This is a genomic window from Pseudohaliea sp. (genome assembly GCF_040217025.1).
Lineage (GTDB): Bacteria > Pseudomonadota > Gammaproteobacteria > Pseudomonadales > Halieaceae > Pseudohaliea.
In genome coordinates this window covers 641,363-653,996 of record NZ_JAVJOA010000008.1, presented here as the reverse complement: position 1 = coordinate 653,996, position 12,634 = coordinate 641,363, and the positions used below count along the sequence as shown (strand labels likewise).

Annotated in this window: 14 protein-coding genes and 1 tRNA gene; 12 read left to right on the top strand and 3 right to left on the bottom strand. The window is 62.7% G+C overall.

What is annotated here, in order from left to right:
* The first annotated feature begins 26 nt into the window (after nucleotides 1-26).
* The 9 genes from RKE50_RS07200 (at nucleotide 27) to RKE50_RS07160 (ending at nucleotide 6,081) form a co-directional block, all read left to right on the top strand.
* Nucleotides 27-242 carry a hypothetical protein gene (locus RKE50_RS07200; RefSeq protein WP_350035507.1) on the top strand — a complete coding sequence of 72 codons (216 nt, stop codon included), beginning with the start codon at nucleotides 27-29 and terminating at the stop codon, nucleotides 240-242.
* A gap of 46 nt (nucleotides 243-288) precedes the next feature.
* A complete protein-coding gene (locus tag RKE50_RS07195) occupies nucleotides 289-555 on the top strand; it encodes a MerR family transcriptional regulator (protein WP_350035505.1) in 267 nt (88 codons plus the stop codon).
* Nucleotides 556-674: 119 nt separating this feature from the next.
* Complete coding sequence (locus tag RKE50_RS07190) at nucleotides 675-920, top strand: hypothetical protein (protein ID WP_350035504.1); 246 nt, start codon at nucleotides 675-677, stop codon at nucleotides 918-920.
* A complete protein-coding gene (locus RKE50_RS07185; protein ID WP_350035502.1) occupies nucleotides 917-2,251 on the top strand; it encodes a phage major capsid protein in 1,335 nt (444 codons plus the stop codon). Before RKE50_RS07190 ends, RKE50_RS07185 begins: the two co-directional genes overlap by 4 nt.
* Nucleotides 2,251-3,474 carry a phage portal protein gene (locus RKE50_RS07180; RefSeq protein ID WP_350035500.1) on the top strand — a complete coding sequence of 408 codons (1,224 nt, stop codon included), beginning with the start codon at nucleotides 2,251-2,253 and terminating at the stop codon, nucleotides 3,472-3,474. The genes RKE50_RS07185 and RKE50_RS07180 overlap by 1 nt, the downstream gene beginning before the upstream one ends.
* A gap of 81 nt (nucleotides 3,475-3,555) precedes the next feature.
* Nucleotides 3,556-3,837, top strand: a complete 282-nt coding sequence (locus RKE50_RS07175; protein ID WP_350035499.1) for a hypothetical protein — start codon at nucleotides 3,556-3,558, stop codon at nucleotides 3,835-3,837.
* A gap of 2 nt (nucleotides 3,838-3,839) precedes the next feature.
* Nucleotides 3,840-4,112, top strand: a complete 273-nt coding sequence (locus RKE50_RS07170; RefSeq protein WP_350035497.1) for a hypothetical protein — start codon at nucleotides 3,840-3,842, stop codon at nucleotides 4,110-4,112.
* 250 nt (nucleotides 4,113-4,362) lie between these two features.
* Nucleotides 4,363-5,556 (top strand): hypothetical protein, encoded by a 1,194-nt coding sequence (locus RKE50_RS07165; protein WP_350035495.1) that lies wholly within the window; start codon nucleotides 4,363-4,365, stop codon nucleotides 5,554-5,556.
* A 36-nt stretch (nucleotides 5,557-5,592) separates the two neighbouring features.
* Entirely contained in the window at nucleotides 5,593-6,081 is a 489-nt protein-coding gene (locus RKE50_RS07160; RefSeq protein ID WP_350035493.1) for a hypothetical protein, read from the top strand.
* 163 nt (nucleotides 6,082-6,244) lie between these two features.
* On the opposite strand, the gene RKE50_RS07155 is transcribed toward RKE50_RS07160, so the two are convergent.
* The 3 genes from RKE50_RS07155 to rne all read right to left on the bottom strand — a co-directional run bounded on the left by RKE50_RS07155 (nucleotide 6,245) and on the right by rne (nucleotide 10,127).
* Nucleotides 6,245-6,511 (bottom strand): HNH endonuclease, encoded by a 267-nt coding sequence (locus RKE50_RS07155; RefSeq protein WP_350036489.1) that lies wholly within the window; start codon nucleotides 6,509-6,511, stop codon nucleotides 6,245-6,247.
* A gap of 439 nt (nucleotides 6,512-6,950) precedes the next feature.
* Nucleotides 6,951-7,038 (bottom strand) — tRNA-Ser (locus RKE50_RS07150).
* Nucleotides 7,039-7,103: 65 nt separating this feature from the next.
* Nucleotides 7,104-10,127 carry a ribonuclease E gene (gene rne / locus RKE50_RS07145; RefSeq protein ID WP_350035491.1) on the bottom strand — a complete coding sequence of 1,008 codons (3,024 nt, stop codon included), beginning with the start codon at nucleotides 10,125-10,127 and terminating at the stop codon, nucleotides 7,104-7,106.
* 586 nt (nucleotides 10,128-10,713) lie between these two features.
* Here rne and RKE50_RS07140 point away from each other — a divergent pair.
* From RKE50_RS07140 to rpmF, 3 genes are all read left to right on the top strand, one after another.
* A complete protein-coding gene (locus tag RKE50_RS07140) occupies nucleotides 10,714-11,694 on the top strand; it encodes an RluA family pseudouridine synthase (RefSeq protein ID WP_350035489.1) in 981 nt (326 codons plus the stop codon).
* 217 nt (nucleotides 11,695-11,911) lie between these two features.
* Nucleotides 11,912-12,376, top strand: coding sequence for a YceD family protein (locus RKE50_RS07135; protein WP_350035487.1), 465 nt, complete (start codon nucleotides 11,912-11,914; stop codon nucleotides 12,374-12,376).
* A 4-nt stretch (nucleotides 12,377-12,380) separates the two neighbouring features.
* On the top strand, nucleotides 12,381-12,563 hold the full coding sequence (gene rpmF / locus RKE50_RS07130; protein ID WP_350035486.1) for a 50S ribosomal protein L32: 183 nt from the start codon (nucleotides 12,381-12,383) through the stop codon (nucleotides 12,561-12,563).
* Nucleotides 12,564-12,634 lie beyond the last annotated feature (71 nt).

Here is a 12,634-nt window from a genome sequence, read left to right as displayed (position 1 = left end):
CCGAAGGCATCGAAGGAGAAGCAGAAATGAAAAATCACATCCGATATATCGAGGATCAGGTTCAGGTTGTCGAAATGTCGCTCGACCAGCTGGAAAGAATCACGGGTAAGTGTTGCGCGGATATGTCCAATGCAGCCGCCGCAATCACGCTGGCAAAGCTGGCGGAATCTATGTTGGAAAACGCGCGTGATGCGTTGGACGGGTGCCGTCGCTCCCTCGATGCGATGAAACACGATGAGTGAGTTGTGCGAAGTGTGCGGCCAAGCGCAACCAGAATGAGGACGATCAATGGCTGAGATGAACTGCCCCCACTGCGGGCAACCGATGGATCACATCTTCGATGAGCGGGTGCGGCGGGTGCGCCGTGCCTGCCGCGACCTGCACATTGACCCATTGCCGGGCGGTTATCTATGGGAGGGTGATGCAGCGCGAGTGATGGGGCTGAGTCCCGACACGCTGCGGAAGCAAGCTGCCGAGGGCCGGTGCCGTGTCGCGTTCGAGCTACGCGGAAACAGGCGATGTTACGCGCTCTCGGATATTGCGGAATTCTTTTAGACCTTTCGCCCGGAAATCGCGGGAAAACCCGGCAAAACGCGGAAATGGCGGCATATTTCGGCATCGGATTCATGCCGTGTAATCGCGGTTTGGGCCTTAAAATACAGGGAGTTTGAGCGATGAATACCGTTATGAATTCACAACTGGAAAACGACCTCGCCAACTTGGTCCACAAGCACCCTGACGTGCTGGGGCATGAGTTCCAGGCTGCGGCGCTGCGGGTGGCCGTTGGGTATTACCCCGACAGCGAGCTAACGCAGTACCTCTCTACTGACGACCTGACCAAGATGCTGGTCGCAGAGGTTGCTACTCGGATTTTCAAGGACGGCGAGTTGACCGCGATCCTGAAGGAGCGCTTTGCATGAACTTGAATAGATATTTGGAACAGGTTGCCGACACCCTCGCCTGGACGCAGGAGCGCCGTGACGCGATCACGAAAAAGGCGGTGGAGGAGGAGCGGACCCTTAGCGTGGATGAGGCGCAGGAGTTCGACCAACTGACCGCCGACATTCAGACACTCACCGAAGACCACAAACGATTCTCAGAACTGGAGGCCACCGAAATGGCACATGCAACGGCAGCGCCGCGAGGGCCTGCAATCATCATCGACCGCGAGAAAGATGAAGCCTTCGAGGGGCAGAACTTCACCCGCCAGATCATCGCTAAGGCATGGGGTATGCAGACGCAGCGCTCGCCCGTGGCGGTAGCTCAGGAGCGTTGGGGCCGCGAGAACCCCCGGCTGGTCAATGTCATTAAAGCTGACGTGCTGGGCGGTGGTTCCGGTTCCGGTGAGTGGGGCAACGAGCTTGTCTCGCAGGATACTTGGCTGGGCGACTTCCAGAACTTCCTTTACGGGCAGACGGTATATAACCAGCTTCCGCTGCGGGAAGTTCCGGCCAACATCACTATCAAAGGCCAGGACGGAGCGGCCAGCGCTTACTGGGTAGGCGAGTCAAAGGCCATCCCGGCGACCTCGGCAGACTTCAACGATGTGACCCTCACCCCGCTGAAGGTCGCATCGCTTGCGGTGGTCTCTAATGAGCTAATGCGGGATTCCTCGCCATCTGCCGAAATGCTGGTGCGCGATGCCCTGGTGGAAGCCATCCGGCAGCGTATCGACACGACCTTTATCAGCACAGCCGCTGCGACCGCCGCCGCCCCTGCTGGCATCCTGAACAACATAGCTGCCACAAGTTCCAGTGGCACCGACGGCGATGCGTTTGCCAACGATGCTAAGGAGCTTATGTATCGCTTTGTTGCGGCGAAGAACTCCGGTGGCCTTTCCTTTGTGATGAACCCGTCCCTGGCGATGGCTATCAGTCTGCTTCGCAATGCTCTCGATCAATACGAGTTCCCGGAGGTTTCAACGACGGGCGGCACGATCTACCAAATGCCGGTGATCGTTGGTGACAACGTTCCTGAAAACGCGCTCATCATGCTGAAGCCGAGTGATATCTACCGCATCGGCGCGGGCGAGATGCAAGTCAGCATCTCCCAGCAAGCCACCATCGAAATGGACGACGCACCGGCAGGCGACACGGACACGCCCACGGCCCCGACGGGCAAATTCGTTGGGATGTTCCAAACCGAGTCCACGGCGATCAAGGTTGTGCAGAGCATGAACTTCGCACGGCGCAGAGAATCTGCGGTGGCCTGGATCAATGACGCAGATTACGGCGGCGCGATCTCTACCTAATGTGGCCCTTTCGGAAAAAGCAGCCTGAGGCAGAAGCTAAGGCGCTCGCCCCTGCCGAGGACTACGGCTGGACTCGGATATTCGACTGGCGACCGGGTGCCTGGCAGAGTCACGCGGCCTACACGACGAGCGATAGCGTTGTTACCCATAGTGCGCTGTTCGCTTGTACGTCGCTTATCAGTGGCGACATTGCCAAGCTTCGGCCCCTGGTACAGCGGCGCTCCGGCGGCATCTGGACGGACGTAAGGGGCAACGCCTTCGCGCTGCTGAGTAACCCGAACAGCTATCAAAACCATATCCGGTTTAAACAGCAGTGGATTGAGAGCAAGCTGCTGCACGGCAATACCTACGTCCTGAAGGAACGCGAGGGCCGACAGATCACGGCGCTGCACGTTCTCGATCCGACCAAGGTTGAACCCCTGATCTCCGATGCAGGCGAAGTGTTCTACCGGCTGAAACGTCACCGGCTGGCGCGTCAACCTGAGGACATTAACGTACCTGCCCGCGAGATCATTCACGACCGTTGGAACTGCATCTACCACCCGCTGGTAGGACTGCCGCCGATCTACGCCAGCGCTGCGCCGTCGCGTATGGGTCTTACCATCCAGGGCAACGCTAAAGAATTTTTCGACAACGCCAGCAATGCCAGTGGTGTGCTGACGGCTCCCGGCAACATCTCCGACGAGACTGCCAAGCGCCTCAAAGAGTATTGGGAAGGTGGCTTCACCGGCTCCAACAGCGGACGGGTGGCGATCCTGGGCGATGGCCTTGAGTATCAACAGATGCGCATGTCTAACGTGGACGCGCAGATGCTGGAGCACCTGAAGTGGACAGCGGAAACGATCTGCTCAACCTTCCGCGTCCCCGGCTACATGATCGGCGTCGGTCAGATGCCTACCCACAACAACATCGAGGCGCTGGTCACGCAGTATTACAGCCAGTGTCTCCAAGTGCTCATCGAGGACATGGAAGCTGCGCTAGATAACGGCATCAACGTCCCAAACGGTCAGCGCGTGCAGCTTGATCTTGATGGCCTGTTTCGCATGGATACGCAGACACACGTTGAATCCCTCGCCCGTGCTGTAGGCGCTGGGATCATGGCACCCGATGAGGCTAGAGCTAAGCTGAACCTTGGCCCTGTCCCTGGTGGTCAGCATCCCTATCTACAGCAGCAGAACTACAGCCTGGAAGCGCTTGCCAGCCGAGGCAGTGCGCCTGACTAGCCGGGCGTGGCTTAGTACTCTGATCGGCGTTATTTCTGGACCGCGCCCGACTGATGTTTTTTACGCGGAAATGATTGAAAGATGAAACCCGAAACGCTGAAGCTGCTGCAATCCCTGGCCGCGCAATTCGAGGTAGACGACCCGCTAGGCGAGTGCCTGCTTGATGAAATTGGCGCTCTCCACGAAAAGCTAGAGGCGGTGGCGGCGAGGGCCGAAGAAGATCCCTCAGTGGTCAATGAACGCCTTGTGTTGGACGTCAGGAGCCAGCTTCTGCGCTGCTACAAGCAGCTTGAGATGCAGGCGACGCACCGGCACAGCAGCCGCAGGCCCAAGCGTGGCCGGCCGGCTTTGGCTAGCGTCTGACAATGGCGAAGTACCTCAAGCGCGAGCCGCAGGCATCTGGCGTCGACGATCCCGCAGAATGGGAGGTCGCTTTGTTCTATTGCCTGGGCTACCCCAAGCCGCGCGACTACAACCCGTTTGCGTGGTTAGAAGCCGATGCGGACGGCTTTTGGGAGAAGTTCGAGGCTGCGCTGCTGAGGGAGTGGGACGGCCCCGGCAAGCCCGAAAGCTGGCACGACTGGCAGTACAACAAAGCCAACGCGCCGGCGTGGAAACGGAAGCGTCCTGATGCCTGACATCGCACGCCGCCAGTAGCTGCCTGGTGGGCAGTGGCAAATCGAGAAGATGACCATCGTGGACGGTTGGCGCACTTGGGAGCCTATCGGCGAGCACCCCGAGGGCGCGGAATGGCGACAGATGCGCTGGGGGTGAAACTCGTGGTGAAATCAGGATAATGCTTTAACACCAACGAACGAATCGAGAGAAGCTGTGCGAGTCACTTTGCGCCCGAAGTACAAGGCGATTCCCGATGACCATGGAGTCTACATGCTCCGTGCCGGCCGAGGCTCCGCCTTCTTCGAGGCTTTCGAGTACAAGGGGCTCGTGTTCTTCGATTTACCAGATGCAAATCTGCCAGCAGTCCGCGAACTCACTGACGACATCAAAAAGGAGCTCCAGCGGGCGAAAGCAAACGCTGACTATATGTGCCATAGGGGCCAGTGGCAGCGACCAAGCCAAGATCTCAATGACTATGACCCAAAGAAAGGCCAGGTCGGCATCAATCATCGCGAGCTCAAAGGCCGGTCTGCGCTCGACAAGCGCACTTTCGATGGGATAGAGACGCTGTACGGGCAGTGCAAGACAGGCGATCTGATCATAGTGCCTGGGCGCGGAAGCGCGGATGCCAGGGTGCTTATTGGAGAGATTCTAGAACCGTACAACGGAACAACCAAAGCAACCGTTACTGACGCGCAGACCGAAGTTGAGCATTCATACCCTGCCGTCAGAGTGCAGTGGCTGTGCGACAGCGTTCTGCGGAAAGACTTCTCTCTCAAGGCGCACACTTTTTTTTCCGCACCGCGGGTTTGGTATGTGGTACCCAGCACAATCCGCGAGGAATTCTACGACCATGCTTATGGTGAGTTTAGCTACGCAAATAAGTCAACGATCAACCTCAAAATCGAGCACAGCGACGGGGTAGAAGACGAAACCTGGGATGCGGATGGCCTTGCTGCCGCCCAGATGCAGAATCTCGTCATGTATCTGGGCGGTGCGTTTGAGGCTCTCGAGCAAGGCAAGTTCGAAGAGTACTCCGGGCTTTCTGTGTACGACGCGCTAAGAAGCCCATTCGTTCGCGAATTCCCAATGTCGTGGCAAACATCGGTTCGATCCCCTGGCGCGGTCACTTATCGGGCAGCGAACGGAGCTAAGTGTCTCTTCCTCGCATTGATGCTCCAAATTATGGGCAGTCCAGAGCTCGCTGCTTTCGAACCGTCGGAGCTTGATGTACATGTCGACAAATGGGACGTTGTGCCAGAGAAATGCCCTTCAGAGCCTATTGAAGAGCACATCCGTACTTACATGCGGATGATCTCAGGCCCTACTTACCGAGAAAACTGCGAGATACAACGTCAATTCCATGATGCGATAGGCGGCGAACCAACTTCTGACATTGATGTCGAAATAGAGCCACGGGACGAAACCCCCAATCTGCATGTCCAGTTGGGTACAGAGGAATAGCTAAGCTTTGGTCACTAACTGTTCGTGGTTGCGAAAATGAAGATGCAGCAAAGCGGCAAGGCGCAGATTATCGTTGCGATAATTACCGCGGGCGCTACCGTAATCGCCGCGATAATTAGCGGCGCGTTTGTCCTAAAAGAGATTGAGGCCGAGAAAATACGTACGGTCTTAGCTCAGCGGGATGCGATTATCAGCGAGTTGGTACAACACACGACTGAACTAGACCAAAATCTTCAGCGGCTGTTTGTTGAGAATCGACCAAGCGGATTAGAGCGGGAGGTTGTTAGCGAGGTGCAGGCAAACCTCATAAAGCAGATGAACATAGTCGACAACCTAGCTCGAACGCTGGACGACCGCGAAAGTCTGGCCCAGGTGAAGAATTACAAGAACCAACTCGCTGTAGTTTCAGACTACGCTGGCGGTGTAAAGAAGCTCGATCCTGGTGAGCTTGCGCCAATGCATAACGCTGTCGGCAAGCTGTACGACGAACGCACACAGCTATTGAGCCACGTCAGCCCTAAGTAGCAGCAGCAACGTAGGGGGGCGGCCTTGGCCTGGATCGTGAGAGCCTGCAAAGCCCCACGGTGGACGAATTTGACGTTCTCCCGTCCACCTAATCGTGGTCCCATAGTGGAGCGCTGCTCTCTGAGCCTCCGACCGCCTGGCCCCACGGTGCGCATACGGGGCCCTAAGACGACTGCAACCGCAGTTGATGCCATCGACCGGAAATGAGTCGCTTTTTGACCTGTGAGCCATAGCTGAGCGGGTCCATTGGCTTTTTTGCCCTGTGGCGCGTCCTGTTGCAGTACACGCAAGCCGCAACGATGTTGGTTTTCTCAGCTGAGCCATTTTCCGAGTGAGGAGTTAAGTGTTCACCCGTGCATTGCAGCAACCTAGCCTGTTTGCGCGTGATGCCGTACCGGCTGACGAGCTCTTCTGCTGAGTTCTGCCACATCGGCGCATGGCAGTAGTAGCATCGACCGTGCTGCCTTCTGAATGCTTCATCGCGGGGAGATTTGAGGGACGTTCTCTTCTTGGCCATATCTGGGACTCCATATTGATTTGGTGTACGGAGTCGCCCTTTCCGAGCCTTCTCCGCCACCAGTCGAGTCCTCGATCTGGCAACAACGCCTGCTTTGGCATTCCACCCTTAGCAGTCGTTTGGAAAGTTATCATGACGTGGCTGGCGCAACCACCCAGAGAGGTGATGTGGCCTGTATCAATTTTCGGAAGCTTCTAGGTAGCCTCCAGCGGCCCAGCCCCACCGTCGCGCAGAACGGGGCTTTCCATACAGCACCTCGCGCAGAAACGGGGGAGTATGGTAAACGGTATAAATATTGAGGGTCTTAGTGCCTGTAAACCGATTATATATCAGCCGCTTACCTGTTTTTTGATGGCGGTGGGCCAGGGATTCGAACCCCGGGAACCTCTCGGTTCAACGGTTTTCAAGACCGCCGCTTTCGACCACTCAGCCAGCCCACCATGAACACGGGATTATACGGCACCCCCGGCGGCTAACAACCACCGCCGGCGGTGCCTTTGCTGCGTCAGCCCTGCTGCCCGGCGACGTCCTCGTTGCCGCGGGGGCCGCGGGGGTCGTTGCTGGCCCGCGGTACGTTGCGTGCTGGGGGCTCGACCGCCGGGGCTGGCGTGTCGCTGAACAGGGTCATGTGGGCCGTCTCGATGCGGACCTCCGTGACCGGTGCCGGCGCAACGCGGGGGTCGTTGACCGCGCGGCCCTGCTGAGCAACGCCACCCCCGATGCCGACCGCGGTGCCTTCACCGGGCTGCTGTTCGTTGGCGGCGGCCTGGCTGCGCAAGGGCTCGGGGTGGGTCGGCTCCGCTGCCGGTGCCGGCGCTGCCTCCTCCGCTGCCGCCGGCGCGGCTTCTACCTCAGCCCTCGGCTCGGTTCGGGTCTCGGCTTCAGCCCGGGCTTCAATATGGGCTTCGGTCACCGCAGCCGGTTCGGTCGCTTCCGCGGTGGGTGGCTCCGCTGCAGCGGCCTCCCCGGTTGCAGCGCCCGGGGCGGTTTTCGGCATCGCCACTTCCGACGCGGCTTCGGCAGCTGCCGGTGCTTCCTCTGCCGCTGCGCTTGCCTCAGCCGGCACTTCGCCGGCCTCGGCGCCCGCGACGTCCTGACGGGCCGCCACGTCGGCCCCGGCTTCAGCGCTTTGCTCGGGTGCGTCCCGGCTGACCTTGTCCGCCAGGGCCCGGGGCAGTTCGACGTTGGCACCGTCGCCGCCGGTCAGGTTCTCCGGCAGGTCGAGGGCCTCGGTCTCGCGGCGGCGGCGCTGCGGCCGGGCGCGCTTCATGTCGCTCGGGCGGCGGCGCAGGGCAAGCTCATCCTGGTCGCTGTCCATCGCCTCGAGGGAGTCGTCCTCGTCCGGGTTGTAGTCGGTGTCGTAGTCGTCAGAGCGGGTCGCGGCCTGGTTGTTGTCCGCGCCGGGGCTGTCGCCATTGCGGCGCGGCTTGCGGCGGCGCCGGCGGCGGCTGCCCGATTTCTGTTCGCCGCTGCCTTTGTCTGCGTCGTGGCTCCCGTCGCTGGAAGGCTCCCGGGCTTCCCGCGGCGCCTCCTGGTCGGCTTCCCCTGCCGTGTCCTGAGCCGCGTCTTCCCGCGGCTTCCGCGGCTTGCGCCGGCGGCGGCTGGAACTCTCACGGCGCTCTTCGCCACGCCCGTCACCACGCTCGTCACCCTGTGCATCGTTCCCGGGTGCGCGCTTGGCCGGCTTGCTGTCTTCACGCGCCTTGCGGGTTTCAGGGGCCGCTTCCGGTGCCGGCGCCACGGGCTCGGCAGGGCCGAAGAGAGTGACTGCCAGGCGCCGGAGCAGGCCTTCGCGCGGCGCGGCGGCCGGTGCGGGAGCGGATTGGGGTGGAGCGGCGGGCGCCGGGGCGCGGGCCGCAGGCTCCTCGGCCGGTTGTACCGGCGCGGCTTCGGGCGCCGCGGCTTCGCGGGCGACCGGTGCCGGTTGCGTCGGCCGGGGCGCTTCGACGATGGCCTTCGGCGGCGGCGGGACGGCGCCGTGGGCGTCGCTGATCTGCTCGGCCTCGGGCACTTCCACGTCGATCTTGTAGCTGGTCTCGTGATCGCCGTTCACCTCGTCGTCACGCAGGCGCTGCACGTCGAAGTGGGGCGTTTCCAGGTTCGGGTTGGGCACCACGAGCACGCGGGAGCGGGTGACGCGCTCGATGTCGGTCAGCGCGTTGCGCTTCTCGTTGAGCAGGTAGGCTGCCACGTCTACGGGGACAATGGCGCGCACCTCGGCGCTGCGCTCCTTGATCGCCTCTTCCTCCATGAGCCGGAGGATGGAGAGGGCCAGGGACTTGGTGTCGCGGATCGTGCCCTGGCCGTTGCAGCGCGGGCAGACGATGGCGCTGGTCTCGCCCAGGGAGGGGCGCAGGCGCTGCCGGGACATTTCCAGCAGCCCGAAGCGGGAGATGCGGCCCACCTGGACCCGGGCGCGGTCCAGCGCCAGGGCGTCGCGCATGCGGTTCTCCACCTGGCGCTGGTTGCGCGAGGCGGACATGTCGATGAAGTCGATGACGATCAGGCCGCCCATGTCGCGCAGGCGGAGCTGGCGGGCAATCTCGTCGGCGGCCTCCAGGTTGGTCTGCAGCGCCGTGTCCTCGATGTTCGAGCCCTTGGTGGCGCGGGCCGAGTTGATGTCGATGGAGACCAGCGCCTCCGTCGGGTCGATAACGATGGAGCCGCCGGAGGGCAGGCGCACCTCCCGCTGGAAGGCGGTCTCGATCTGGCTCTCGATCTGGAAGCGGTTGAAAAGGGGGATGTTGTCTTCGTAGAGCTTGATGCGGTTCAGGTACTTCGGCATCACCATCCCGACGAAATCCGTGGCCTGGCGGTAGGCGTCGGGGGAGTCGATGAGCACCTGGTCGACGTCGTCGCGGAGGTAGTCGCGCACGGCGCGGATGATGACGTTGCTCTCCTGGTACAGGAGCACCGGCTTGGCGTTCTCTTCACCGGCCTTGCTGATGGAGTCCCACAGCTGCAGCAGGTAGGCGAGGTCCCACTGCAGTTCCTCGGCGCTGCGGCCCACGCCCGCGGTGCGGATGATGACGCCCATACCCTCGGGAATATCGAGGACACTCAGGGCCTCGCGCAGCTCGGCGCGGTCGTCGCCCTCGATGCGGCGGGAGATGCCCCCGGCGCGCGGATTGTTGGGCATCAGCACCATGTAGCGGCCGGCGAGGCTGATGAACGTGGTCAGCGCCGCGCCCTTGGTGCCGCGCTCCTCCTTGTCGACCTGCACGATGACCTTGGTGCCTTCCTTGACGACATCCTTGATCTTGGTCTTGCCGTCGCCATCGGAAGCCTTGCGGTAGAAGTACTCGCGGGCGATTTCCTTGAGGGGGAGAAAGCCGTGGCGCTCGGCGCCGAAGTCGACGAAGGCCGCCTCGAGGCTGGGCTCCACGCGGGTGATCTTGCCGACGTAGATGTTGGCTTTTTTCTGGAGACGGGTGCGGTTCTCGATGTCGAGATCGTACAGGCGCTGCCCGTCCACGAGGGCCACGCGCAGTTCTTCCGGCTGCGTGGCGTTGATTAGCATTTTCTTCATGCTGCGACTCACCATTTAAAAGGCTCGCCGGAAAGGCACCCGTGCAGGGCTCCGCGGGGCGTGGCCTCGCGGTGTGGCGGTTGGTCTACCTGGGGAAGGCCCTGGTGAACACGACGCTTGGGAATCTCCTTGCTCGCACGGGTGTCATGACATGCGCCGGCGCGGCGGCGTGCCGCTCGCCGGGGGCCACCACCCGGTGGCCGGGCCCGGCAGCCCTGGGGCGCCGGGCGATGCTGTCTCTGTCTTTCCGGATAACCTTGGTTTTTCGGTTCTTCCCGGGGGCGGGGGCGGGTACTGTCTCCTGGCTGGCGTAGCGCGCGGCTCTGGCGGGGCTTTGGCGGCGCTGCATGGGTTGCAAGCTGCCTGCCAAAGGCGTCGCCGGCTCTTGGTCTCGCGCCGCTGCCCGTGCCTCCTGCACCGGGTCCTTGGCGTGCGTCGATCACCGCGACCTCACTAATGGCGGGGTCTGTCGGGACCGATTTGCCAGCCCGGCACGGGGTGTTTACAGTAGCCGGGCCTCGCACGGGGCGGAGCATAGCAACTATTCCCACGCCACTCAAATATAAGAGGCAAGAGCGGACGCACCATGGGTGAGCAGCACGCCAGCGGCGGCGGCAGGGCGCGTCCCACGGAGCGCAGCGGCGTGCGCATCGTCACCGTGACCGCCCGCAGCGACGGTCAGCGCCTCGACAATTTCCTGCTCCGCGAACTGCCCGGTGTGCCGAAGACCCGCCTCTACCGGGCGCTGCGCAAGGGCGAGATCCGCGTGAACAAGGGCCGCGCCAGGCCCGGCCAGCGCCTGGTGGAGGGCGACAGCGTGCGCCTGCCGCCGCTGCACCAGCCCGCCCGGCGCAAGCCGCCCCCGGTGCCCTTCTACTGGGCCGACCGCCTCGCCGGTCGCGTCGTCCTGGAGGACGAGGACCTACTGGTCATCGACAAGCCCGCGGGCCTCGCCGTGCACGGCGGCAGCGGCGTGAACCTGGGCCTGATCGAGTGCTTGCGCCAGGTGCGCCCCGGGGACCGGGACCTCGAGCTGGTGCACCGCCTCGATCGCGACACCTCCGGGCTCATCCTGGTGGCGCGACGGCCGCGGGTGCTCAAGGAGCTGCATGCCAAGCTCCGCGGGGACGGCGTGGAAAAGGTCTACCTCGCGCTGGTGGCGGGCCGCTGGCCGCGCGGGCTTTCCGAGGTGGATGCCCCGCTGGAGAAGCAGGCCCGGGCCTCCGGCGAGCGCGTGGTGCGGGTGACGGCCGCCGGCCGGCGTTCGGTCACCCGCTTCCGGGTAGTCGAGCGTTTCCGCGACGCGACCCTGGTGGAGGCGAGGCCGCTCACCGGCCGCACGCACCAGATCCGTGTGCACGCGCTGCACGCCGGGCACCCGCTGGTCGGCGACGTGAAATACCAGGGCGAGCGGGAAGCGGCCCTGGCCGAGAAGGGCGGCCTCGACCGGCTTTTTCTGCACGCGTGGCGGCTGCGCTTTGCTCTCGGTGATCCGCCACGGACCTACGATCTCGAGGCGCCGCTGGACAGTGATCTCGAGTCGTTTCTTGAAAAGCTGCGTAATTAGCTGAATATCATGAGAAAACAACCGGTAACCTGATTCGCCCTCGTGACCCCCGCCGCACCGGCGACGGCGCTGCGTCCTTGAAGCCCTTGTTCTGTAACAATTTTTTTGACAACTACCGGGGCCGGCCCTATAGTGCGCGCCTATGTCGACTGGCCCCCTCCCGCGGATGCTGGATTTTCGCAGGGCGGCGTCCCGGGAAGCGCGCCTCAGTGGAAGCTTGCGGCCCGGGGATCTTCCGCGCCTGGCGCCGCTACTCGCGGGTACGGACGGTACCATCGAGGTGTCCATCGACTTCCACCGGGATGAAGAGGGCCGGTTTCTCGCCAGCCTGGCCGTGGATGCCGTGCTGCCGGTCGAGTGCCAGCGCTGCCTGGAGACAGTCAGCGAGACCCTGGCGCCGCGCAGCGAGCTGGCCGCGGTCTGGAGCGACGACCAGGCCCGGCACCTGCCGGCGAGCCTGGAGCCCGTGCTCACCGAGGAAGAGGAAGTCGATCTCTGGGATCTGGTGGAGGAAGAACTGGTGCTGGCGTTGCCGCCCTTTTCCTATCACGACGACCCGGGCTGCATCGACAGGCTGGCCCCGGGCGGGGTACAGCAGGACGTTCCGGCAGAGGCGCCGGCGAGAGACAACCCATTTGAGGTCCTGGCGCAGTTGAAGCGGGACCAGGACTCAGGAGAGTAGGACCATGGCAGTTCAGCAGAACAAGAAGACGCGCTCGCGTCGCGGCATGCGCCGTTCCCACGACGCCCTCGGCGGCAACACGCTGTCCGTCGACCCGGTGTCCGGCGAGACGCATCGTCGCCATCACGTGACGGCTGACGGTTTCTACCGCGGCAAGAAAGTCGTCGACACCCGTAACGACGACTGACCCGATCCGCGCCGGCTCACGCCGGCGTCGGCGTCCCCGGGGCGCCGGCCACCGATGCACGTGCTCGATGC

Bases quoted from the DNA above. Each gene is read 5' to 3' on its own strand.
- rpmF (WP_350035486.1), top strand. From the start codon at position 12,381: ATGGCAGTTCAGCAGAACAAGAAGACGCGCTCGCGTCGCGGCATGCGC.
- RKE50_RS07185 (WP_350035502.1), top strand. From the start codon at position 917: ATGAACTTGAATAGATATTTGGAACAGGTTGCCGACACCCTCGCCTGG.
- RKE50_RS07200 (WP_350035507.1), top strand. From the start codon at position 27: ATGAAAAATCACATCCGATATATCGAGGATCAGGTTCAGGTTGTCGAA.
- RKE50_RS07160 (WP_350035493.1), top strand. From the start codon at position 5,593: ATGAAGATGCAGCAAAGCGGCAAGGCGCAGATTATCGTTGCGATAATT.
- RKE50_RS07165 (WP_350035495.1), top strand. From the start codon at position 4,363: ATGCTCCGTGCCGGCCGAGGCTCCGCCTTCTTCGAGGCTTTCGAGTAC.
- RKE50_RS07140 (WP_350035489.1), top strand. From the start codon at position 10,714: ATGGGTGAGCAGCACGCCAGCGGCGGCGGCAGGGCGCGTCCCACGGAG.
- RKE50_RS07155 (WP_350036489.1), bottom strand. From the start codon at position 6,511: ATGTGGCAGAACTCAGCAGAAGAGCTCGTCAGCCGGTACGGCATCACG.
- RKE50_RS07180 (WP_350035500.1), top strand. From the start codon at position 2,251: ATGTGGCCCTTTCGGAAAAAGCAGCCTGAGGCAGAAGCTAAGGCGCTC.
- RKE50_RS07195 (WP_350035505.1), top strand. From the start codon at position 289: ATGGCTGAGATGAACTGCCCCCACTGCGGGCAACCGATGGATCACATC.
- RKE50_RS07190 (WP_350035504.1), top strand. From the start codon at position 675: ATGAATACCGTTATGAATTCACAACTGGAAAACGACCTCGCCAACTTG.
- RKE50_RS07175 (WP_350035499.1), top strand. From the start codon at position 3,556: ATGAAACCCGAAACGCTGAAGCTGCTGCAATCCCTGGCCGCGCAATTC.
- rne (WP_350035491.1), bottom strand. From the start codon at position 10,127: ATGAAGAAAATGCTAATCAACGCCACGCAGCCGGAAGAACTGCGCGTG.
- RKE50_RS07170 (WP_350035497.1), top strand. From the start codon at position 3,840: ATGGCGAAGTACCTCAAGCGCGAGCCGCAGGCATCTGGCGTCGACGAT.